This window comes from Streptomyces sp. NPDC020996, from assembly GCF_040641355.1.
GTDB lineage: Bacteria > Actinomycetota > Actinomycetes > Streptomycetales > Streptomycetaceae > Streptomyces.
Window position 1 is genome coordinate 1 of sequence record NZ_JBFADM010000063.1, and the last position, 20,483, is coordinate 20,483.

A 20,483-nucleotide genomic window follows, 5' to 3' on the forward strand; every position below is an offset into this window, starting at 1 on the left:
GCTGCTTCCTCGGGATCAGGACGGTTCGCAGCCGGCGGCTTCGGCGTTGCCGCGACCGACGTCCGGTCGCGGACCGCACCGGCCGGACGGCTCCTCGTCCGCCCGGCGGTAGCCGGGGCGCCGCACGCCGCTGCCGGCCGGCAGGGCTCCGGCTCCCGTCCAGGTCCGGATGTCCCGCGGCGAGCCGTCCCCCACCCGAGAGCGCTGGTGCGGGGCAGGCAAGAGGCCGGGCACGCGGTGGCTGTCAGGTACCACGCGTGCCCGGCCGGTCCTCCGCGGGCCGCGCTGGCGCGGCGAGCCGTCCCCCACCCGAGAGCGCCGGTGCGGGGCAGGGAAGAGGCCGGGCACGCGGTGGCTGTCAGGGACCACGCGTGCCCGGCCGGTCCTTCGCGGGCCGTGCTGTTCTCGTCGGCTCCGCCGCGGGTGGGCGCGGTACGTGCGCACAGGTGCCGGGCATGCGCCGTGGAGCGCCGAAGGGCCCATCGGCCACCCGGGGGCGGGTGGCCGACGGGCCCGGGTTTCAGCGGCTACGCGTCGCGTGCCACGGCCTTGATGTGCGCCAGGGACTCCACCGACGGGGTGGTCGGGAAGTACTCCAGGCCGATCGGACCGTCGTACCCCGAGGCGCGGAGCACCGACAGGCGCTCGGCCCAGTCGATCGCGCCGCTGCCCGGCTCGCCGCGTCCGGGGGCGTCGGCGATCTGCACGTAGTCGACGAGGCCGGCCGCGTTCGCCAGTTCCGCCGCGGGGTCCTCCCCCTCGGTGATCGAGTGGTAGAGGTCGTACAGGAGGCCGAAGGAGTCGGAGCCGACCTCGCGCGCGACCAGGACGGCGTCGGCGGTGCGGTCGAGCAGCGCGCCCGGGTGGTCGACGCGCGTGTTGACCGGTTCGAGCACGAGCCTCACGCCCGAGCCGCGCGTCCGCTCGACGGCCTCGGTGAACACCTCGACGAGCCGGGCCAGGTTCTGGGGGCGCTTCGCGCCGGGGAAGCCGATGCCCGAGCCGAGGACGACGCGCGGGCAGCCGAGCAGCCCGGCGTTCTCGACGGCCCGGTCCAGGCCGGTGAAGAACGGCCCCAGGTCGGTTCCCGGCAGCGTGAAGTTGGTCCGCGGCTCGGCGAGGAGGGAGGTCAGGCTGACCCCGGTCTCCTGGAGGGCGCCGGCGAGCGAGGCGACGTCCTTGTCTGAGGTGCCCCACATCTCGACGGCGTCGAAGCCCGCGGCGGCCGCAGCCCGCACGCGGTCGGCGGCGTCCGGGCCCGCCTCGGTGAAGAGCAGTTCGATGTTGGGTGCCAGCTGGTACATGGTCAGGCCCGGCTTTCGGTGAGGGCGTCCGCGACGGAGCGGCGGATGAGGTCGTGCTGCTTGCGTACGAGATCGACGGGGTCGGCCTCGTCCAGGTCGGCGAAGGCGTGGCCCTCCCACTCGCTGGAGAAGAAGCCCGTGTAGCCGCCGGCCACGAACTCGCGGACGATGGCCGGGTAGTCGATGGCGGGCTCGTCGCCGTCCTCGTCGATGTCGTAGAACTTGGCGTGGACGTGCACGATCTGCGGCATGATGTCGGACCATTCGCGCGGGTCGACGTGTCCGTGCATGTTGAACGCGAGCCGGGCGAACGAGCCGAGGCTCTCCGGCGCGATGCCGCGCGAGCGCAGGTGGTCGACGAACTCGGCGTGCCGTTCGTCGATGCCGGAGTCCTTGGCCCAGATCTCCTGAAGCCGTGTCAGGTCCTCGGGGGCGAGGCCCTTCTTCGTGAGCGCGCGCAGCAGCGTCGGGGACATCGAGTGCATCGTCGAGCTGAAGTCGGCGACGAAGCCCAGGCGCGGCGAGCCGATCTCGTCGTACAGCTCGCGGATCCGCATGACCTGCGGCGAGTTGGGGCCGAGCGGGGCGTGGATCTCCCAGCCGAGCGTCAGGTCGAGTTCCTCGGCCAGTGGCATCAGCCGGCGGATGAGCTCCGGCTTGGCGCTCTGGATGCGCACCAGCGGGAAGCCCAGCGCCCGCGCGCTGCGGAACTGGGCGGCCGTGAACTCGTACTCCTCGTCGAGAGTCATGTCGCGGTCGCGGCGGCGGCCCATGTCGAGGTTGGCGCCGAACGAGCTGGGGGTGAAGCCGTGCCGGTCGAAGGCGTCGTGCCAGTCGCGGACGAACTCCTCGGTGACGTGCGGGTAGGTGCGGACCGTCTGCGAGGCGACGATCTCGATGCCGGGCCCGATGCCGGCTTCGGCGACCACGTCGAGCAGGCCGCGCAGGTCGTAGCGGCCCGCGGCCCACTCGCTGGTCAGCGAGTAGAGCGTGAGGCCGAGCTTGATGGGGGAGGTGAGGGTGGTCATCGGGGCCTCTCAGCGCGCGGTCAGCGTGCGGCGGTTGGTCGCGTGGTTGGTCACGTACTTCTGGGGGGCGATCTGCATGTACGGCAGCCGCAGCTCGACGGCCACCTCGACCTCGACCTCGCTTCCCTCGCCCGGCGGCTCGTCGCGCGGGACCACGACCTGAAGACGGTCCTGGATGAACCAGAGCGTGTCCCACTGGTCCGGCAGCTCGTCCACCCGGTAGGTCCGCCCGCCCAGTTCGACCCGGAGTTCGTCGCGGGGGACGCGCTCGCCGTCCAGCGTCACGTCGATGGAGCTGACGCTGGACAGCCACAGGCTGCGGTACCAGGGGACCTTCAGGGCGACGGCCAGGCCGTCGGGGCGCCGGGTGAGACTGTCGTCGGTCAGGACGGTGTCATCGGTGGCCATCAGTTGTTCCTCTCTGCCGGCCGGCCCACCAGGACGCGGGCCTCGGCCGGATCGACGATGACGCGCGAGCCGGCCGCTTCGGCGCTCGCACGGACCAGGGCCTGCTCACCGGCGACGACGTCGAAGGGGTCGTCCCAGTCGTTCCAGTGGAAGCCCTCCCACTCGCTGGAGATCGCCCCGGAGTAGCCGCTGTTGACCCAGAGGTCCACCAACTCCCGCACGGGCACGGAGGGTTCGTCGCCGTCGGCGTCGATCTCGTAGAACTTGCCGTGGGTGTGGACGGTCCAGGGCAGCACGTCGGCCCAGTCGGAGGCGGGGGCGTGGCCGAACAGTCCGGTGATGTTGACGGCCATCTCGATGGCCCGCTCGCCGGCGCCGTGGCGGTGCGCCAGCTCCATGACCTGCCGGAACCAGCGCCCGTGCTGGGGCTCGGTCATCGGCGGGCCCTCGGCGTGGTGCTCGTGCCACAGCCGTTCGAGCCCCTGCACCAGGTCCTCGGGGTATCCGGCCGCGCGGTACTTGCGCAGCAGCGTGGACGGCACCGCCCGCAGCGACGCGCCCCAGTCGGGCACGAAGCCGAGCAGCGGGGAGCCGAGCTTCTCGTAGCGTTCCAGCAGTGCCTGGATGCGGGGGTGGCGGGGGTGCTGGTGGGAGTGGATCTCCAGGCCGAGCCGCACGCCGTACCGCTCGGCCACCGGGAGCAGGCGCTCCATGTCGTCGGGGGTGAGCGAGATCTGCACGCGCACGACGGGGAAGCCCAGTTCACGGGCTACGGCGATCTGGGGGCGCATGTAGTCGACGAGTTCGTCGTCGGTGAGCATCCGGTCGCGGCGCAGCCCCGAGTCCGCGTTCGCGCTGAGACACGTCGGCACCAGGCCCGTCTCGTCGGTCAGCGCCCGGAAGCGGTCCACGAACGCCGGGGCGACGTCCGGGAAGCCCTTGATGCTCTGGAAGCCGACGAGTTCCAGGCCCGGCCCGAGGCCGCGCCGGGCGACCTCCCGGACCAGTTCCTCGAAGGAGTGACGGCGCCCGTGGAAGGCGCGGGTGAAGCTGTACAGCGTGACGCCCTGGACGGGCGTTCCGAGAGTGCTCATGCCTCCGCCATCGTCTTGGTGTCGCTCTCCTCGATCCTGAGGACCCCGAGGTCGGTCGTGATGTAGGGGATGTAGAGGCTCAGCGTCACGCTCACCTCGTGCTCGTCCCGGTCCGCGAGGGCCGGCAGCGCGCCCTCGATCTCCGCGGAGTCGAGGACGTACCACCACAGGTCGTGGCGGGCGGGCAGTTCGTCGAGCCGGTACGTGCGGCCGTCCACGGTCCAGGTGATCGACTCGTGCGGGACCTCGGCCCCGTCCACGGTCCAGCCGACGCCGGCGACCGACGACAGGGGCAGCGCCCGGTACCAGGGCATGCGGACGGAGACGCGTACCCGGTCCCCGTGGAACGCCAGAGTTCCGGGTTCGATGATCTGTTCGGACATCATGCGGGGGGGTCAGCCTTTCAGTCCGCCTGCGTAGCCCTGGATGAACTTCTTCTGGGCGAAGAAGTAGAAGACGAGAATGGGGATCATGGAGATGATCACGACCGCGAAGATCAGGTTCCACTGCGAGACCAGCGAGCCGACGTAGTTGTACATGACCACCGGCAGCGTCTGGTATCCCGAGCCGTTCAGGAAGATCAGCGCGGTGAAGAAGTCGTTCCACACGATGAGCCCCGCCAGGATGGCGACGGTGCCCGTCGCCGGGGCGAGCAGCGGGAACACGACCTGCACGAACACCCTGGTCCGGGACGCCCCGTCGACCGTCGCGGCCTCTTCGTAGTCGCGCGGCAGCCGCCTGACGAACCCGCTGTAGAGGAAGACGGCGAGCGGGATCAGCATCCCCGTGTAGATCACGACCATGCCGAACGGCGTGCCCACGAGCCCGAAATTGCGGGCCTCGACGTACAGCGGCACGACACCGAGCTGGGTCGGCAGCAGAATCGCGATCGTGAAGAGGTAGAAGGTGTAGGTGCTCCAGCGGCTGGTGCTCCGTGCGAAGACGTACGCCGCCGGCGCGCCGATCACGATGAGGGCGACGATGGTCCCCGCCGTGATGAGGACGCTGCTGAACAGCCCCTGGAAGATGCTCGACGAGGCGTCGCCGGACGGCGACAGCAGTGTGGTGAAGTTCTCGAAGGTCGGGCTCGTCGGGAAGGACAGCGCCGACGTGTCGAGCACCTGGCTCTGGGTCTTCAGCGAGGTGGAGATCAGGAAGTAGAAGGGCATCAGCATCGCGAGCGTCGCCAGGAGCGTGGCGATCTCGAGGACCAGCGTCTTCTTCGTATAACGGAACACGGCTCGAGTCCTGTCTAGAGACGGTCGCGGGTGAGGAACTGCTGGACGGCGGTGAAGATGAGGATGAGGACGCTCAGCATCAGGGCCAGGGCCGCACCGAAACCGAAGTTGCCGAAGACGAACGTGTGCTGGTACACCTCGGTCGCCAGGGTCTGCGTGGCCCCCGACGGGCCGCCACCGGTCAGCGCGAGCACCTGGTCGAAGATCCGCAGGCCCTGGATGAGCGACAGCGTCGTCGCGATGGCGACGGACGGCTGGATGATCGGCAGCGTCACCGACCGGAACCGCCGCAGCGGGCCCGCCCCGTCCAGGGCGGCGGCCTCCTCCAGTTCCTCGGGCACGCCCGCCAGCCCGGCCAGGTAGATCACCATCGTGAAGCCGATGCTCTGCCAGACCATGACGATGAGGACGGCCGCGAGCGCGAGCTTCGGCTCGGCCAGCCAGTCGTGCCGCCAGCTCTTCAGCCCGACCGCCTGCAGCGTGTCGTTCAGCGGGCCGTCGTACGCGAAGATGAACTTCCAGATGTACGAGACCGCGACCGGCGCGATCACCACGGGCATGAACAGCAGGGTCCGCAGCACGAACCGGCTCTTCAGGCCGCGGTTGAGGGCCAGTGCGAACAGCAGCCCCACCACGTTGCTGAAGAACAGGAAGCCGAACGCCAGGAGCAACGTGTTGACGAGCGCTCCGGTGAGTTCCTCGGTCTGGAAGATCTTGGAGAAGTTCTTCAGGCCGACGAAATGGAAGGAACCGATTCCCGACCAGTCGGTGAAGGCGTAGAAGGCACCGCTCGCGGTCGTCGCGTAGATGAAGGCCAGCATGAGCAGCATGGCAGGCAGCGCCCACCACCAGTAGCCGAAGCCCATGCGGAACGGGCGTGGTTCAGCCGCCGTGGTCTTCACCTTCACGGCCGCGGCGGCGCGGCTCTCCGTCGTCGTCATTCTGCCGTTCCTCGTCCTGTTCACGGTCCGGCCGGTGCGCGGGACGGGCCTGACCCGTCCCGCGCAGCGGTCAGCTTCAGCTGGTCCAGGCGGCGTCGGCCGCCTTGAGCACGTCGCCGATCGACTTCTGGCCGGTGAGCAGGCCGGTGACGCCGCTGCCGAGGGCGTCGTAGATCTGGCCGTTCGGCCAGGCGTCGATTCCGTACGGGCGGTACTGCTTGTTCTTGAGCATGTCCGCGATCGGCTGGTACTGCGGCAGCAGGTCGGACGGCGAGATGCTCTTCCCGACCGGGATGCTGCCCTGCGCGTCGGCGAACTTCTTCGCCTCGGCCGGGGAGACGGCGAACTCGATGAAGCTCTGGACGAGCTTCGGGCTCTTCGTCTTGGCGTTCCCCGCCAGACCGATGTTCGCGGTCAGCGCCGGGTAGGTTTTCGTGCCCTTGGGCGCCGGGAACGGCAGGGCGGTCAGCTTCACCGCGCCGTGGGCCGCGTCCATGATGTCCTTGGTCGCTCCGCTCGGCGCGAAGAAGCCGAAGAGCTTGCCCTGGCTGGCGCCGTTGGTGAGGGCGTCGAAGCCGGCCCCGGCCGCGCCGTCCTGGAAGCAGCCGGCCTTCTTCAGGTCGACGACCGCCTGCAGGGCCTCGCGCCAGCCCTCGGTCTTCGCGAACGAGGTCTTGCCCGCGGCACGGTCCTGGTTCCAGTTCGGGTTCGGGCCGTACACCGTGGACGAGGCGATCGCCATCGTCAGCAGGCCGGTGTTCTGCGATATGGAACCCGCCAGGCCGAAGACCGACTTGCCCGACTTCTTGGCCTTGGCGCACTGCGACAGCACGTCCTGGAGGGTGGAGGCGGGCGTGATGGTGACGCCGCTCTTCTCGGCCAGGTCGTTGTTGTAGACGATCCCGCTGACGGCCAGGGAGACCGGGACCCCCAGGAACTTTCCGCCGGCCGAGTAGAGCTCCTCCGTCCCCTCGGGCAGGACGCTCTTCAGGCTGGAGTCGAGCTCCAGCAGGAGGCCGGCCTTGCCGAGCTGGCCCACCGAGCCGGCCTGTCCGGTACCGGCGTTCACGTACATGACGTCCGGGCCGTTCCCGGCCTGCATCTGCGTCGTCAGGGTCTGGTTGTAGGTGTTCAGCGCGATCCGGTTGGTCTTGATGTGGACCCCGGGGTGCGCGGCCATGTAGTCCTTGGCGAGGGTCTCGAACGCCTTCTCCCCTGTGTTGGCGCTCGCGTAGGACAGCGTGATGGTCTTGGGCTCCTCGCCGTTGGCCGAGGTGCCGCCCCCGCTTCCGCAGGCGGTCAGAAGGAGTCCGGCGGCCAGAGGCAGCGCCACGGCCGTGGCGCTGCGGCGGCGCCGGGCGATCGAGAACGTCATGGGGAGCCTTTCGACGTGGCCAGGGGGCGACCGGAGGAGCGGGAGCCCGCCGGGTTCACTGACTGTGTGTCGCGAGTGTTACAGAGCTTCCGCCGCTCATCAACAAAAGTTTGCTGATAGTGGTCATAGGATCGGTCTATTCGCATCGCAGGCGGTTTACGCTTCACTGCTCGCCGGGAACCCTTGGAAGACGGCCGGGAGACCCTCCGCGGCGCCGCTTCCCGGGGAGCCGGGGCTGAGCGGAGCCCATCCCCCCGGCTTCCTCCGATCGGCCATGCGGTTGATCCGGAATGGGTGGTACTTTTGCCGGGCAACGGAGAAATGAAGCCCGCGCCGGACAGGACGGGTCGATGAAGGAGGGGACGTGCCCTCTGGGCGAATCGACAGCCTCGCCGCCGTCCTGGCGGCGATCCGCGGCAGTGACGGCATGACGCAGCCCCTGCTCACCCAGCAGGTCGGCCTCGGCCGCAGCGTCATCGCGGCACGCATCGCGGAGCTGGAGTCGGCGGGACTCGTGACCCGCGCGGGAGTGGGGCCCTCCAGTGGCGGCCGCGCTCCCCGCCTGCTCCGCCTGCGCACCGAAGCGGGCCTGGTCATCGGCGTGGCCATCGGCGCGACCGGTATGGAGCTCGGCCTGGCCGACCTGTCGGGCCGCATCCTGGAGAGCGCGGCCGAGCCCATCGACATCGCCGACGGCCCCGAGGTGGTCCTCACCCGGGTCGAGGAGGTCGTCGACGGGATGCTGGCCAGGGCCGGCGAGGGTCAGCCCGTCTGGGGCGTCGGCATCGGCGTCCCGGGCCCCGTCGAGTTCAGCACCGGCCTCCCGGTGGCCCCTCCGATCATGCCGGGCTGGGACGGGTACCGGATCCGTGAGCGGTTCTCCCGCCGCTACAACGCCCCGACCTGGGTCGACAACGACGTCAACCTGCTCGCGCTCGGCGAGCTGCGCGGCAACCCCGCCGCCGACGAGACCACCGACCTGCTGTACGTGAAGATCGGCACCGGGATCGGCGCCGGGCTGGTGTCCGGCGGCCGCCTGCACCGCGGGGCCAACGGCTGCGCGGGGGACATCGGGCACGTCCTGGTCGCGGAAGCCGAGAACGTCACCTGCCGCTGCGGCAACGACGGATGCCTGGAGGCGGTCGCGGGCGGGGCGGCACTCGTCCGGGAAGGCCGCCGGCTGGCCAAGAACGGCGGCAGCCAGGCCATGCTGGAGACACTTTCGACGACGGGCACGCTCACCTCGGCGGACATCGCGCGGGCCGCCGCGAACGGCGACGCCGCGGCCCGCGCCCTGCTGGCCCGCGCCGGACGCCTGGTCGGGACCACGCTCGCCACGCTCGTCAGCTTCTACAATCCGGCGCTCGTCGTCCTCGGCGGCGGAGTGGTGAGCGCCGGCGACTACGTGCTGGCCGCCATCCGCGAGACCGTCTACCGCCGCTCGCTGCCGCTGGCCACCCGGACACTGCGCATCGAGCCATCGTCCAGCCTGCACGCGGGCCTCTCCGGGGCCGTGCACCTGACTCTGGACGAACTGTTCGCCCCGCCCCGGCTCGAACAGTGGCTCCCGTACTCGACCCCGGTCGGACACCCGGACCTGGCCGGTACGACGGTCTGACACACGCCGGCACACGCGACATCTCGCGGGAATTGCCGGAAAGTGTTCCGTATCGGCGTCACTGAGAGGCGGGAGCGGTGCGGCTCGCGAACATGAACCTCAACCTGCTGGTGTCCCTGGCCGCGCTGCTCGACCAGCGCAGCGTCACCAGGGCCGCCCAGCAGCTCGGCCTGAGCCAGCCGTCGCTGTCGGCCTCCCTGTCCCAGCTCCGCAGGCATTTCGGCGACGAACTGCTCACCCGGGTCGGCAACGAATACCGTCTGACCCCCCTGGCCGAACAGCTCAAGCCCTGGGTACGGCTCGCCCTCGACGACGCCGAGCGGGTGTTCTCCGCGCGGCTGGCCTTCGACGCGAAGGAGACCACGCGAGAGTTCAGCGTCATCCTCAGCGACTACGCGTGCGTCGTCCTCGGCAACCCCGTCGCCGAACTGCTCGGCCGGGAAGCGCCCAACGCCCGGCTGCGGCTCGTCCACTCCACCACCCAAGCCGTCGACCAGGCCGAGCAGACCCTGCTCACCGCCGACCTGATGGTGGTCCCGCACGGATTCGTCACCGACCTTCCGCACGCGGACGTGCTCACCGACACGTGGGTCGTCGTCGCCTCCGCCGACAATCCCGACGTCGGCGACACCCTCACGGTCGAACAGCTCGAAGCCCTGCCGTGGGTCGCGACCTATCACGGGCTGACGTCCTCCACCTCTGCCGCCCGGCAGATGCGCATCCTCGGGATCGAACCGCGGGTGCAGGTCGTGACGGAGAGCTTCCTGGCCGTCCCCGACCTCGTCGCCGGGACGCGCCGGATAGCGCTGCTCCAGGAGCGGCTGGTACGCCGGCTCCCGGCCGACGCGGGCATCCGCGCGCTCCCCTGCCCCTTCGGCGTAGGCCCGCTGGTCGACGCCATGTGGTGGCACCCGGTCCACCACGGCGACGCCGAGCACGTCTTCTTCCGCGGCCTGGTGCTACGGGCCGCCGAGCAGGTGCGCGGGGAGCCGGGTGGCCCCCCGCGCATCACCGGGCCGTGACCCTGAAGACCCCGCGGGCTCCCCGCTCGGCCTCGCTCATGAGGTGCGAGACGAACGGGTAGTCGCCCGCCTGCGGGAAGGAGAGCTCGACGAACCCTCCCCATCCCGGGGCCGGGTCGAGGATCTGCGCACCGCCGTGTCCGGGGTCGTCCGGGCGGAGCCGGTAGGCGCCCCCTGGTAGACGGTGTCGAACTGGCCGCCGACGACGTGGAACGCGCCGGCCCGGTCGGGCCCCGCGTCCAGCACCCACACCCGGACCCGCTCGCCGACGCGAGCGGTCGGCCGGTCGCGGGTGTACTGGTTGGCGTAGCCGTTGAAGACGACGGAGTCGGGCCGCCCGGCCGACAGTTTCTCCGGGTCGGCCGTCCCGCCCTGCGCGCCGAGGTACAGCTCCGACTGGACGATCACGTACTCCCGGTCGACGTGCGGAAGTCCGGGGGATCGATGACGACGGCCCCGTACATGCCGTCGGCGATGTGCAGCGACATGGGCATCGTGGAGCAGTGGTACATCCAGATCCCGCTGCGGGTGGCGGTGAACCGGTACGTCAGCGACCGGCCGGGCTGGATGGTGCGCATCGGCCGGTCGGGCGCCAGGGCTCCGGCGTGGAAGTCCACCGAGTGGCCGGTGGTCCCCCGGTTCACCAGTGTGATCTCGAAGGTGTCGCCGACGCGGCCGCGCAGCACGGGGCCGGGGGCGGTCCCGTCGAAGGTCCACAGCTTCTGCCTGACACCACGCGCCACCTCTCGTACGAGGTCCCGCACGGTGCGGGTCTCGCGGTGCACCGTGTGCCCGGCACCCCGGGCGGGAAGCAGCCGGGCGTCGCGGCCGGTGAAACCGGCGGGCGGTCCGGCCATGGGGCGCGGACGCGGCTGCCGCGCTCGTCGAGGAGTTCGACGTCGACCGGGCGCAGGCCCTGCGGACGTCGAGGAGCTCGTGCGGCGGCTCCGCGGCTCGGGGCTCGCCTCACGACCACGCCCAGCGCCCTCGAACGGGCCAACCGGCGTGCCCCTGACACGCCGTCTGACCGCCCGCCTCGTGCTGCTCCCCGCGGTCGTCATCGTCCTGCTGTCACCCCGGCGCATCCGCGCCGTCCGCGCCGTCCGCGCCGTCCGCGCCGTCCGCGCCGTCCGCGCCGTCCTGCGGCGCGGCGCCGCGCCCGCCACCGCCGAGCAGGCCCGCAGCGCGGGGGACGCGATGTGCGCCGCCGGCCTGCGCTGCGCCGGACCGAAGAGGTGCCTGCCGCGTTCTCTCGGGGCCGCGCTGCTGTGCCGGCTCGGCGGGACGTGGCCGACCTGGTGCACCGGCGTGCGGGTCGTCCCGCCCTTCACCGCGCACGCCTGGATCGAGGCGGACGGCGCTCCCGTCGGCGAGGGCATGCCGGAGGGCTGCTTCGCACGGCTGATGGCCGTCGGGCCGCCGCCACGGCCGACGGACCGGTGACGGGCACGGCGGTCCCGCACGGCGAGCGGGCCACGCCCGGCGCGGACAGGTCCGCCGGGAGTCGGGTTCAGTGCCCCGGGGCGTCCAGGGCGTCGCGTCGTCCGGTGTCCTCCTTCGCGTCGTACCGTGCCGTCTCCGGGTGGTGCAGGTCGAAGGCCGGGGACTCGGAGCGGACGCGCGGCAGGGTGGTGAAGTTGTGGCGCGGGGGCGGGCAGGAGGTGGCCCATTCGAGGGAACGCCCGAAGCCCCAGGGATCGTCGACCTCGATCCGCTCGCCGTGCCGGGCGGTCTTCCACACGTTGTAGAGGAACGGCAGGGTGGACAGCCCCAGCAGGAAGGCGCCGATGGAGGAGATGGTGTTGAGGGCGGTGAAGCCGTCGGCGGCCAGGTAGTCGGCGTAGCGGCGGGGCATGCCCGAGGTGCCCAGCCAGTGCTGGACGAGGAAGGTGGTGTGGAAGCCGACGAACAGCGTCCAGAACTGGATCCGCTCCAGTCGCGCGTCGAGCATCTTCCCGGTCATCTTGGGCCACCAGAAGCTGAACCCGCCGAACATCGCGAAGACGATCGTGCCGAACAGGACGTAGTGGAAGTGCGCGACCACGAAGTAGGTATCCGTGACCTGCCAGTCCATGGGCGGGGAGGCCAGGATGACACCGGTCAGTCCGCCGAAGAGGAAGGTGACGAGGAAGCCGAGCGCCCACAGCATCGGCGGTTCGAACGACACCGACCCCTTCCACATGGTGCCGATCCAGTTGAAGAACTTCACGCCGGTGGGTACGGCGATGAGGTAGCTCAAGAAGGAGAAGAACGGCAGCAGCACCGCCCCGGTGGCGAACATGTGGTGGGCCCACACGGTCATGGACAGGCCCGCGATGGAGATGGTGGCGCCGATCAGGCCGATGTAGCCGAAGACCGGCTTGCGGGAGAACACCGGGATGATCTCGCTGATCACGCCGAAGAACGGCAGCGCGAGAATGTACACCTCGGGGTGGCCGAAGAACCAGAACAGGTGCTGCCACAGCAGCGCCCCGCCGTTGGCGGCCTCGAAGACGCGCGCGCCGAAGCGCCGGTCGGCCTCCAGCACGAGCAGGGAGGCGGCCAGCACGGGGAAGGCGAGCAGCACCAGCACCGAGGTGAGCAGCACGTTCCAGGTGAAGATCGGCATGCGGAACATGGTCATGCCGGGGGCGCGCAGGCAGATGATCGTGGTGACGAAGTTGACCGAGCCGAGGATCGTGCCGAACCCGGCCAGCGCCAGGCCCATGATCCACAGGTCCCCGCCGACGTAGGCGCTGCGGACGGGTCCGCTGAGGGGGGTGTAGGCGGTCCAGCCGAAGTCGGCGGCGCCCTGCGGGGTGAGGAAGCTGCCGAGGACGATCAGGCCGCCGAAGAGGAACAGCCAGTACGAGAGCATGTTCAGCCGCGGGAAGGCGACGTCCGGGGAGCCGATCTGCAGCGGCATGATCTCGTTGGCGAACCCCGCGAACGTCGGGGTCGCGAAGAGCAGCAGCATGATCGTGCCGTGCATGGTGAACGCCTGGTTGTACTGCTCGGTGGACATCAGCTGCATCCCCGGCCGGGCCAGCTCCGCCCGCATCACCATGGCCAGCGCCCCGCCGACCAGGAAGAAGCAGAACGAGGTGATCAGATACAGATGCCCGACCTTCTTGTGGTCGGTCGTGGTCAGCCAGGTGACGGTCATCCGGGCCTTGCCGCGGGGTTTCGCCGCCGGGACGGGTGCGACCGGTTCGGTGTGTGTCGCCATCAGCTACCTCGGGATCCGTCTGTCCACGGAAGGTTCGGCTGCGACCGGTAATCGAGCGCCCACCGAATCCCTCGGGGTGTCGGGCATTGCGTTACCAGGACAAGGGAATCCATTCGCGTTTTTCGACGCCACGCCCTGATCGACTGAGCGATTGAGCTGTACGGCCCCTGCGAACGGGTACTCGATCGCTGCCGTCGCCGGGCCGCGCGGACGGCGACGAGGCGATCGAAGGACCGAGATGATGAACCGGCTGCTCCCCGTCACCGGCCACCAGGGCTCGTCGCCGGGTGGCGTCTCGCCTCTTCTGGGCATCTACCTCAACGACCACCTGGCGGCCGCCACCGCAGGCGCCGGGCGGGCCCGGCACATGGTGCGGTCGTACCGCGGTTCGGCCCTCGCCGCCGCGCTGGAGCCGCTGGCCGCCGACCTCGCCGAGGACCGGGCGGCCCTGCTGGACATCATGCGGCGGCTCGGCATCCCGGTACGGCAGTACAAGGTGTACGCGGGGCGGGCGGCCGAGCGGGCGGGCCGGTTCAAGGCCAACGGCCGCCTCGTACGCCGTTCTCCGCTGACCCCGCTGGTGGAGGTGGAGGCGCTGCGGCTCGGGGTCGAGGGCAAGGTGGCCGCGTGGCGGGCGCTGCGCGAGCTCGCCGACGGCGGGGAGGAGCGGCTCGACGCGGACCTCCTGGACGGCCTGCTGGAACGGGCCCGCCGCCAGCGGGACGCGCTGGAGGAACTGCGCCGCCGGCAGGTCGTCACGGCCTTCCGGGAGCAGTGAGGCCCCTTCGGTGCGGGTGTGGCCCCTTCGGGGGCGGGTGTGACCCCTTCGGGGGCGGGTGTGGCCGAGCCCACGTCGGTGGCGGCGGCTCGGGCATGTCCCGGGGCGGGCGCCGAGAGCTACCGTTTCAGCAGTCCCCCGTTCCCCCTGGAAGCAGTTCGGACGGCCCGCTGTGCTCGCAGACCTCTCCCCCGTCATCGCCGCGACCACGCAATGGCTGATCAGTGCCTATCCGGCGTCCGGCGGGGCGCTGGCCTCCGCCCTGTGCGAGGTGCAGGCTCGTCAGGCGGTCACCGTGGCGGCATGGCTGCGCTATCCGACGGCGATGGACGCCGCGCTGCTCGGCATGACGGGCCCGGGCGGCTCGGCCCGGCTCGACTGGGTCATCGGTTCGGACGTCGGCCAGGACGCGCAGGACGCTGAGGACGTTCAGGACGCGGAGGACTCGGCCTGGCGCAGCTGGGTGGACGAGGTCGTGGCGAGCTGGGCGGCCTGCCTGCTCACCGATCCGGCGCTCGCCGCGGCGGCGGTGGCCGGGCTGGCCGACGGCGAGCACGCGGCGGGCGTGCCGGTGGAGTTCCGGCGCCTGGTCCGGCCGGACGAGCGCGACCGCCGGGCAGCAGCGCTGCTGCGCCACCCCGACCTGCTCGCCCCCGTGGCCGGCCTCCACCGCGCCCCGCTCCTGGACCGGCTCGGACCGGACCAGGCACTCATCGCCTGAGAGGGACGGGACCGGCGAGGCGGGCGAGACCGTGAGAATGGCGAGACCGATGAGACTGGCGAGATGGGTGAGACTGGCGAGACAAGACGGGCGAGACGGGTGAGACATCGCCGCCCGGGAACGGGCGGCGGCGGGCGGTCAGGCCGCCGTGCGCAGCGCCTCCCGGGCCGCCGGGTCGGCGGGCTCCGGCGCGAGCGGCGCCGGCTGTAGGGCGCGGCGGGACCGGGCCGGCAGGCCCGCACCGATCGCGCCGGCGACGAGCAGGCCACCGGTCACCAGGGCTCGCGCGGTCCCGCGAGTTCCATCAGCAGGCCCAGGACGGGCGGGCCGCCGAGGCTCCACACCGTGCCGACGCCGTTCCACACGCCGAGGACGCGACCGCGCAGGTGGGCGGGCGGGTCGGTCGGCAGGACGGCCGTCCCCGCGGTGTCCGAGACGGACTCCACCCCGGCCATGGGCAGGACCAGCACCAGCAGCACGGCCGGTGACGGCGGCAGTCCCGCCGCCAGTCGCAGCAGCCCGCCTGCCGCGGCCAGGGCGCCCGCCCCGGTCGTCAGTCGTCCGTCTTGCCGCGGCCGGTCAGCGCGTCGCGCAGCCGGTCGACCAGTCCGGCGCCCGGCGCCAGGAGCTTGTTGGCCGGCGGCTTGTCCGGAGCGGACGGGTGGGGACGGGTCGGGGCCGTCTTCTTCGCCTGCCGGACCTTGTCGCCGATCTCGTCCAGCGCTTCGGCGGAGCACGAGGCACGCAGCCGGGGGAAGAGGTTCCGCTCCTCGTCCGCGACGTGCTCGCGGATCTCGGTCATCAGCGTCCCGATGAGCCGGTCGAACTCGGGGTCGCCCGGCTCGCGGCTCTCCAGGTCCTTCATGATCTGCTCGGCCCGGGCGTGATCCTGCAGTTCCCGGTCGGCCAGCGCGTCGCCGCCGTCGACGTGCTTGCGGACTGCGGGGTAGAGGTAGGCCTCCTCCGCCACCGAGTGCCGGACCAGCTCCATCGTGGCCTGCTCGGCGTAGGTCTTGCGGTCCTTCGCACCGAGTGGCAGCGCCTCGATGCGGCCGAAGATCTCCTCGACCTCACGATGATCGGTCATCAGCTCGTCGATGACGTTCCCACCATGACCCATGTCCACCACCTCCTGCCTGCGGACGGCGGGTCCGGCCGGACCCGCCTCGGCCCCGGGTGCCCCGCGTCGGCACGGCCACACCGCCCCGTCCGCGGCGCGTCCCCGGGTCCGGGGACGTGACCCAGGGACGCGCCGTCACTCCTCCGCGGTCCGCTGGGTCCACGTCCAGGCGTACTGCAGCCAGTCCGAGACGGTGACCGCGCCGAGGCCGGCGCAGACCAGCCGTGTGGCGCGGGGCGCGGCGGTGTAGCCGCAGACCAGGGCGCCGGCCAGCCAGACCGAGGTGCAGAAGGGGCACGACACCAGGTCGCCGACGGCGCGGCGTACGCCGCCTCCGCGCGGTTCGTCCATGACCTCGGGGCCTGCGCCCTCGCCCGTGCGGCGGGTGAACGGCGCCCGCACGAAGCTGGTGACCTTGTCGTTGGACAGCAGCCTGGACGCCTTGTACGTCGCCGCTCCCAGCAGGGCCACGTCCCAAGGCGGCACCTGCTGCGGCAGCCGTACGCCGCGGCGCCGCGCCACCGCGGCGAACGCCGCGAGGCCCGTCGCGAAGACGCCACTGAGCACGGCGTAGCCCGCCAGCGGCTCGTCGGACTCGTCGTCGTAGCGCGCGGCGTCCGTCGTCATGGGGCCTCCCTGGAACACTGCCCGTCCGGTGTGCCGGCCCCGGGTTCCCCCGCGCGGTGACGGCCACACCTGCGCCGCAGGCGGGGTCAGGCCAGGGACAGGAAGAGCTTCTCCAGGCGGGCGCGCATCTGGACGGAGTCCCGCACCTCGGGGTCCTCGCTGGTCATGCACTGTTCCAGCCCGGTCGCGATGATCGAGAACCCGGCCCGGTCCAGGGCCCGGGAGACCGCCGCGAGCTGGGTGACCACGTCCTCGCAGTCCCGGCCCTCCTCGATCATCCGGATGACGCCGGCGAGCTGGCCCTGGGCGCGCCGCAGCCGGTTGAGCGCCGACTTCAGCTCGTCGGCCGACATGTCGAGTTGCACACTTCCTCCTCGTATATACCCCCGCGGGTATCTTACCCGCTGGGGCAACACGCCCCGGAAGCATTCTGTTCCCGTGACGGCGGCGACAGCGGCCGGGCGGCCTGACGCCGCCCGGACCGATTGTCACCCGCCCGCTCGTCGTGGCGTACGGGATCAGGCCAGCTCGACGAGCAGGTCACCGCCCTCCACCTGCTGGATGCGGTTGATGGCCAGGCGGGCGACCGTGCCGGCCTTGGGCGCGGTGATCGCGGCCTCCATCTTCATCGCCTCGATGGTGGCGACGGTCGCCCCGGCCGCCACCTCGTCGCCCTCGGCGACCGCGAGGGTCACCACACCGGCGAACGGAGCGGCGACATGGCCGGGGTTGCCGCGGTCGGCCTTCTCCGTCACCGGCACGTCGGAGGCCGCCGCCTGGTCGCGGACCTGGATGGGGCGCAGCTGGCCGTTGAGCGTGGACATCACCGTGCGCATGCCGCGCTCGTCGGCCTCGCCGACCGCCTCCAGCTCGATGAGCAGCCGCACACCGGGCTCGAGGTCGACCGCGTACTCCTTGCCCGGGCGCAGCCCGTAGAAGAAGTCCTTGCTGTCGAGGACGCTGGTGTCGCCGAAGGCCTGCCGGTGGGTCTCGAAGTCGCGGGTCGGGCCGGGGAACAGCAGCCGGTTGAGCGTGGCGCGCCGGTCCTTGGCCAGGCCCGTGCGGTCGTCCGCCGTCAGCTCCCGCACCGGCCTGGCCTCGGCGCGGCCCTGCAGCGCCTTGGTGCGGAAGGGCTCCGGCCAGCCGCCGGGCGGGGTGCCCAGCTCGCCGCGCAGGAAGCCGATCACGGAGTCGGGGATGTCGAACCGGTTCGGCTCCGCCTCGAAGTCCTCCGGCGTCACGTCCGCGCCGACGAGGTGCAGGGCGAGGTCGCCGACCACCTTGGACGACGGGGTGACCTTGACCAGGTGGCCGAGGATGCGGTCGGCGGCGGCGTACATCGCCTCGATCTCCTCGAAGCGGTCGCCGAGGCCGAGGGCGACGGCCTGGGTGCGCAGGTTGGAGAGCTGGCCGCCGGGGATCTCGTGGTGGTAGACGCGCCCGGTCGGAGAAGCGAGGCCCGCCTCGAACGGGGCGTAGATCCTGCGGACGCTCTCCCAGTACGGCTCCAGGTCGCCGACGGCCTGCAGGTCGAGCCCGGTGGGCCGCTCGGAGTGGTCGGTCGCGGCGACGATCGCCGACAGCGAGGGCTGCGAGGTGGTGCCCGCCATGGAGGCCACCGCCCCGTCGACCGCGTCGGCCCCGGCCTGGACCGCGGCGAGGTAGGTGGCGAGCTGGCCGCCCGCGGTGTCGTGGGTGTGCAGGTGCACCGGCAGGTCGAACTCGCGGCGCAGCGCGGAGACGAGCTTCGCGGCGGCCGGCGCGCGCAGCAGGCCCGCCATGTCCTTCACCGCCAGGACGTGGGCGCCCGCCTCGACGATCTGCTCGGCCAGGCGCAGGTAGTAGTCGAGGGTGTACAGGCGCTCGTTCGGGTCGGACAGGTCGGAGGTGTAGCAGAGGGCGACCTCGGCGACCGCCGTGCCGGTGGCCCGTACGGCGTCGATGGCGGGGCGCATCTGGCCGACGTCGTTGAGCGCGTCGAAGATCCGGAAGATGTCGATGCCGGTGGCGGCGGCCTCCTCGACGAAGGCGTCCGTCACCTCGGTCGGGTACGGGGTGTAGCCGACGGTGTTGCGCCCGCGCAGCAGCATCTGGAGGCAGATGTTGGGCACGGCCTCACGCAGCGCGGCCAGCCGCTCCCACGGGTCCTCGGCGAGGAAGCGCAGGGCGACGTCGTAGGTGGCGCCGCCCCAGCACTCCAGGGACAGCAGCTCGGGCAGGGTCCGCGCGACGACGGGCGCGACGGCGAGCAGGTCCTTGGTGCGCACCCGGGTGGCGAGCAGCGACTGGTGGGCGTCGCGGAAGGTGGTGTCGGTGATGCCGATGGTCGGCGATTCGCGCAGCCGGCGGGCGAAGCCCTCGGGGCCGAGTTCGACGAGCCGCTGCCTGGAGCCCGCGGGCGGCTCACCGGCGGGCAGCGGGGGCAGCTTGGTGACCGGGTCGATCAGGTCGGGCCGCTCGCCGTGCGGCCGGTTCACGGTGACGTCGGCGAGGTAGGTGAGCAGCTTGGTGCCGCGGTCGGCCGAGGAGCGCGCGGTCAGCAGGTGCGGGCGCTCCTCGATGAACGACGTCGTCACCCGGCCGGCCTGGAAGTCCGGGTCGTCGAGGACCGCCTGCAGGAACGGGACGTTGGTGGCCACGCCCCGGATGCGGAACTCCGCCACGGCGCGCCGGGCCCGGCCGATCGCGGCCCGGAAGTCGCGTCCCCGGCAGGTGAGCTTGACCAGCATCGAGTCGAAGTGGGCGCTGATCTCCGTGCCGGCGTGCGTGGTGCCGCCGTCCAGCCGGATGCCGGAGCCGCCGGGCGAGCGGTAGGCGCTGATCCGGCCGGTGTCCGGGCGGAAGCCGTTGGCGGGGTCCTCGGTGGTGATACGGCACTGCAGGGCCGCTCCGTGCAGCTTCACCGTGTCCTGGGAGAGGCCGAGGTCGGCGAGCGTCTCGCCGGAGGCGATGCGCAGCTGGGCCTGGACCAGGTCGACGTCGGTGACCTCCTCGGTGACCGTGTGCTCGACCTGGATGCGCGGGTTCATCTCGATGAAGACGTGGTTGCCGTCACGGTCCAGCAGGAACTCCACGGTGCCCGCGTTGCGGTAGCCGATCTCGCGGGCGAAGCGGACCGCGTCGGCGCAGATGCGGTCCCGCAGCTCCGGGTCCAGGTTGGGCGCGGGCGCCAGCTCGATCACCTTCTGGTGCCGGCGCTGGAGCGAGCAGTCGCGCTCGAAGAGGTGGATGACGTTGCCCTCGCCGTCGGCGAGGATCTGCACCTCGATGTGGCGGGGGTCGACGACGGCCTTCTCCAGGAAGACGGTGGGGTCGCCGAACGCGGACGCCGCCTCCCGGGACGCGGCCTCGATCGACTCGCGCAGCTGCGCGGGCTCCGTCACCCGCCGCATGCCGCGGCCGCCGCCGCCCGCGACCGCCTTGACGAAGACGGGGAAGCCGATCTCCTCGGCGGCGCGGACCAGTTCGTCCACGTCCGTGGAGGGCGCGGAGGAGCCGAGCACGGGGACGCCGGCCGCGCGGGCGGCGGCCACCGCGCGGGCCTTGTTGCCGGTCAGCTCGAGGGTGCCGGCGCTGGGGCCGACGAAGGTGATGCCGGCCTCCTCGCAGGCGCGCGCCAGCTCGGGGTTCTCGGACAGGAACCCGTACCCCGGGTACACCGCGTCCGCTCCCGCCCGCCGCGCGGCGCGGACGATCTCCTCGACGGAGAGGTAGGCCCGCACCGGGTGCCCGGGCTGGCCGATCTCGTAGGCCTCGTCGGCCTTGAGCCGGTGCAGCGAGTTGCGGTCCTCGTGCGGGAAGACGGCGACGGTCCGGGCTCCCAGCTCGTAACCCGCCCGGAATGCCCTGATCGCGATCTCACCGCGGTTGGCGACCAGTACCTTGCGGAACATCGCCGCTCCCTTCAGCCTGCCAGTGACTGCACCATCGTCGCGGGGGCACCGCCGACACGCCATGTGAGCCAAGTCACTCTGTCGTCGTGCGGGCCCGCCAGCCCCCTC

General features: G+C 71.7%; 20 protein-coding genes and 1 pseudogene. 5 read left to right on the forward strand and 16 right to left on the reverse strand.

The genetic code is table 11. The features are described 5' to 3' along the window. Positions 1-527: 527 nt before the first annotated feature. The 8 genes from AB0G63_RS31695 to AB0G63_RS31730 form a co-directional block, all read right to left on the reverse strand. A complete protein-coding gene (locus AB0G63_RS31695) occupies positions 528-1,304 on the reverse strand; it encodes a TIM barrel protein (protein WP_360757314.1) in 777 nt (258 codons plus the stop codon). A gap of 2 nt (positions 1,305-1,306) precedes the next feature. Next, positions 1,307-2,332 carry a TIM barrel protein gene (locus AB0G63_RS31700; RefSeq protein WP_360757317.1) on the reverse strand — a complete coding sequence of 342 codons (1,026 nt, stop codon included), beginning with the start codon at positions 2,330-2,332 and terminating at the stop codon, positions 1,307-1,309. Between the two features lie 9 nt (positions 2,333-2,341). Next, positions 2,342-2,740: a DUF6379 domain-containing protein gene (locus tag AB0G63_RS31705; RefSeq protein WP_360757319.1), complete on the reverse strand. Its 399-nt coding sequence runs from the start codon at positions 2,738-2,740 to the stop codon at positions 2,342-2,344. After that, a complete protein-coding gene (locus AB0G63_RS31710; RefSeq protein ID WP_360757322.1) occupies positions 2,740-3,834 on the reverse strand; it encodes a sugar phosphate isomerase/epimerase in 1,095 nt (364 codons plus the stop codon). The genes AB0G63_RS31705 and AB0G63_RS31710 overlap by 1 nt, the downstream gene beginning before the upstream one ends. Next, positions 3,831-4,220 carry a DUF6379 domain-containing protein gene (locus AB0G63_RS31715; RefSeq protein ID WP_360757324.1) on the reverse strand — a complete coding sequence of 130 codons (390 nt, stop codon included), beginning with the start codon at positions 4,218-4,220 and terminating at the stop codon, positions 3,831-3,833. The genes AB0G63_RS31710 and AB0G63_RS31715 overlap by 4 nt, the downstream gene beginning before the upstream one ends. Positions 4,221-4,229: 9 nt before the next feature. Next, the gene (locus AB0G63_RS31720) at positions 4,230-5,072 is read right to left on the reverse strand and encodes a carbohydrate ABC transporter permease (protein WP_360757326.1); all 843 of its coding nucleotides are present in this window, start codon (positions 5,070-5,072) and stop codon (positions 4,230-4,232) included. 14 nt (positions 5,073-5,086) lie between these two features. Beyond that, positions 5,087-6,013 (reverse strand): sugar ABC transporter permease, encoded by a 927-nt coding sequence (locus AB0G63_RS31725; RefSeq protein WP_360757329.1) that lies wholly within the window; start codon positions 6,011-6,013, stop codon positions 5,087-5,089. Between the two features lie 76 nt (positions 6,014-6,089). Then, positions 6,090-7,388: an ABC transporter substrate-binding protein gene (locus AB0G63_RS31730; RefSeq protein ID WP_360757332.1), complete on the reverse strand. Its 1,299-nt coding sequence runs from the start codon at positions 7,386-7,388 to the stop codon at positions 6,090-6,092. Between the two features lie 364 nt (positions 7,389-7,752). Here AB0G63_RS31730 and AB0G63_RS31735 point away from each other — a divergent pair, with 364 nt between their 5' ends. Both AB0G63_RS31735 and AB0G63_RS31740 read left to right on the forward strand, forming a co-directional pair. Then, positions 7,753-9,006 carry an ROK family transcriptional regulator gene (locus AB0G63_RS31735; RefSeq protein WP_360757335.1) on the forward strand — a complete coding sequence of 418 codons (1,254 nt, stop codon included), beginning with the start codon at positions 7,753-7,755 and terminating at the stop codon, positions 9,004-9,006. A gap of 77 nt (positions 9,007-9,083) precedes the next feature. Beyond that, positions 9,084-10,028, forward strand: a complete 945-nt coding sequence (locus AB0G63_RS31740) for a LysR family transcriptional regulator (protein ID WP_360757338.1) — start codon at positions 9,084-9,086, stop codon at positions 10,026-10,028. A gap of 36 nt (positions 10,029-10,064) precedes the next feature. On the opposite strand, the gene AB0G63_RS31745 is transcribed toward AB0G63_RS31740, so the two are convergent. After that, on the reverse strand, positions 10,065-10,436 hold the full coding sequence (locus AB0G63_RS31745) for a hypothetical protein (protein WP_360757341.1): 372 nt from the start codon (positions 10,434-10,436) through the stop codon (positions 10,065-10,067). After that, a complete protein-coding gene (locus tag AB0G63_RS31750; protein WP_360757343.1) occupies positions 10,433-10,885 on the reverse strand; it encodes a multicopper oxidase domain-containing protein in 453 nt (150 codons plus the stop codon). The genes AB0G63_RS31745 and AB0G63_RS31750 overlap by 4 nt, the downstream gene beginning before the upstream one ends. Before the next feature lie 148 nt (positions 10,886-11,033). Here AB0G63_RS31750 and AB0G63_RS31755 point away from each other — a divergent pair, with 148 nt between their 5' ends. Further along, positions 11,034-11,471, forward strand: a complete 438-nt coding sequence (locus AB0G63_RS31755) for a lasso peptide biosynthesis B2 protein (RefSeq protein ID WP_360757346.1) — start codon at positions 11,034-11,036, stop codon at positions 11,469-11,471. Positions 11,472-11,538: 67 nt separating this feature from the next. Here the strand turns inward: AB0G63_RS31755 and ctaD are convergent, their stop codons facing one another. Continuing rightward, complete coding sequence (ctaD, locus tag AB0G63_RS31760) at positions 11,539-13,236, reverse strand: cytochrome c oxidase subunit I (protein ID WP_360757348.1); 1,698 nt, start codon at positions 13,234-13,236, stop codon at positions 11,539-11,541. A gap of 241 nt (positions 13,237-13,477) precedes the next feature. On the opposite strand from ctaD, the gene AB0G63_RS31765 reads away from it, so the two are divergent. Further along, a complete protein-coding gene (locus AB0G63_RS31765) occupies positions 13,478-14,014 on the forward strand; it encodes a hypothetical protein (protein WP_360757351.1) in 537 nt (178 codons plus the stop codon). Positions 14,015-14,186: 172 nt separating this feature from the next. Next, on the forward strand, positions 14,187-14,735 hold the full coding sequence (locus AB0G63_RS31770; RefSeq protein WP_360757353.1) for a hypothetical protein: 549 nt from the start codon (positions 14,187-14,189) through the stop codon (positions 14,733-14,735). 138 nt (positions 14,736-14,873) lie between these two features. Here the strand turns inward: AB0G63_RS31770 and AB0G63_RS31775 are convergent. From AB0G63_RS31775 to AB0G63_RS31795, 5 genes and pseudogenes are all read right to left on the reverse strand, one after another. After that, a pseudogene (locus tag AB0G63_RS31775) lies at positions 14,874-15,277 on the reverse strand (MFS transporter); the annotation flags it as partial. 11 nt (positions 15,278-15,288) lie between these two features. Next, positions 15,289-15,855 (reverse strand): hemerythrin domain-containing protein, encoded by a 567-nt coding sequence (locus AB0G63_RS31780; protein ID WP_360757356.1) that lies wholly within the window; start codon positions 15,853-15,855, stop codon positions 15,289-15,291. Between the two features lie 135 nt (positions 15,856-15,990). Then, positions 15,991-16,482, reverse strand: coding sequence for a DUF1360 domain-containing protein (locus tag AB0G63_RS31785; RefSeq protein WP_360757359.1), 492 nt, complete (start codon positions 16,480-16,482; stop codon positions 15,991-15,993). 86 nt (positions 16,483-16,568) lie between these two features. After that, the gene (locus tag AB0G63_RS31790; protein ID WP_324784955.1) at positions 16,569-16,847 is read right to left on the reverse strand and encodes a metal-sensitive transcriptional regulator; all 279 of its coding nucleotides are present in this window, start codon (positions 16,845-16,847) and stop codon (positions 16,569-16,571) included. A gap of 153 nt (positions 16,848-17,000) precedes the next feature. After that, positions 17,001-20,375, reverse strand: coding sequence for a pyruvate carboxylase (locus AB0G63_RS31795; protein WP_360757362.1), 3,375 nt, complete (start codon positions 20,373-20,375; stop codon positions 17,001-17,003). Positions 20,376-20,483: the final 108 nt, after the last annotated feature.

Excerpts from the sequence above, each read along its gene's own strand:
- AB0G63_RS31795 (WP_360757362.1), bottom strand. The coding sequence starts at position 20,375 with ATGTTCCGCAAGGTACTGGTCGCCAACCGCGGTGAGATCGCGATCAGG.
- AB0G63_RS31715 (WP_360757324.1), bottom strand. The coding sequence starts at position 4,220 with ATGATGTCCGAACAGATCATCGAACCCGGAACTCTGGCGTTCCACGGG.
- AB0G63_RS31785 (WP_360757359.1), bottom strand. The coding sequence starts at position 16,482 with ATGACGACGGACGCCGCGCGCTACGACGACGAGTCCGACGAGCCGCTG.
- AB0G63_RS31730 (WP_360757332.1), bottom strand. The coding sequence starts at position 7,388 with ATGACGTTCTCGATCGCCCGGCGCCGCCGCAGCGCCACGGCCGTGGCG.
- AB0G63_RS31750 (WP_360757343.1), bottom strand. The coding sequence starts at position 10,885 with ATGGCCGGACCGCCCGCCGGTTTCACCGGCCGCGACGCCCGGCTGCTT.
- AB0G63_RS31765 (WP_360757351.1), top strand. The coding sequence starts at position 13,478 with ATGAACCGGCTGCTCCCCGTCACCGGCCACCAGGGCTCGTCGCCGGGT.
- AB0G63_RS31710 (WP_360757322.1), bottom strand. The coding sequence starts at position 3,834 with ATGAGCACTCTCGGAACGCCCGTCCAGGGCGTCACGCTGTACAGCTTC.
- AB0G63_RS31725 (WP_360757329.1), bottom strand. The coding sequence starts at position 6,013 with ATGACGACGACGGAGAGCCGCGCCGCCGCGGCCGTGAAGGTGAAGACC.
- ctaD (WP_360757348.1), bottom strand. The coding sequence starts at position 13,236 with ATGGCGACACACACCGAACCGGTCGCACCCGTCCCGGCGGCGAAACCC.
- AB0G63_RS31705 (WP_360757319.1), bottom strand. The coding sequence starts at position 2,740 with ATGGCCACCGATGACACCGTCCTGACCGACGACAGTCTCACCCGGCGC.
- AB0G63_RS31780 (WP_360757356.1), bottom strand. The coding sequence starts at position 15,855 with ATGGGTCATGGTGGGAACGTCATCGACGAGCTGATGACCGATCATCGT.
- AB0G63_RS31695 (WP_360757314.1), bottom strand. The coding sequence starts at position 1,304 with ATGTACCAGCTGGCACCCAACATCGAACTGCTCTTCACCGAGGCGGGC.
- AB0G63_RS31700 (WP_360757317.1), bottom strand. The coding sequence starts at position 2,332 with ATGACCACCCTCACCTCCCCCATCAAGCTCGGCCTCACGCTCTACTCG.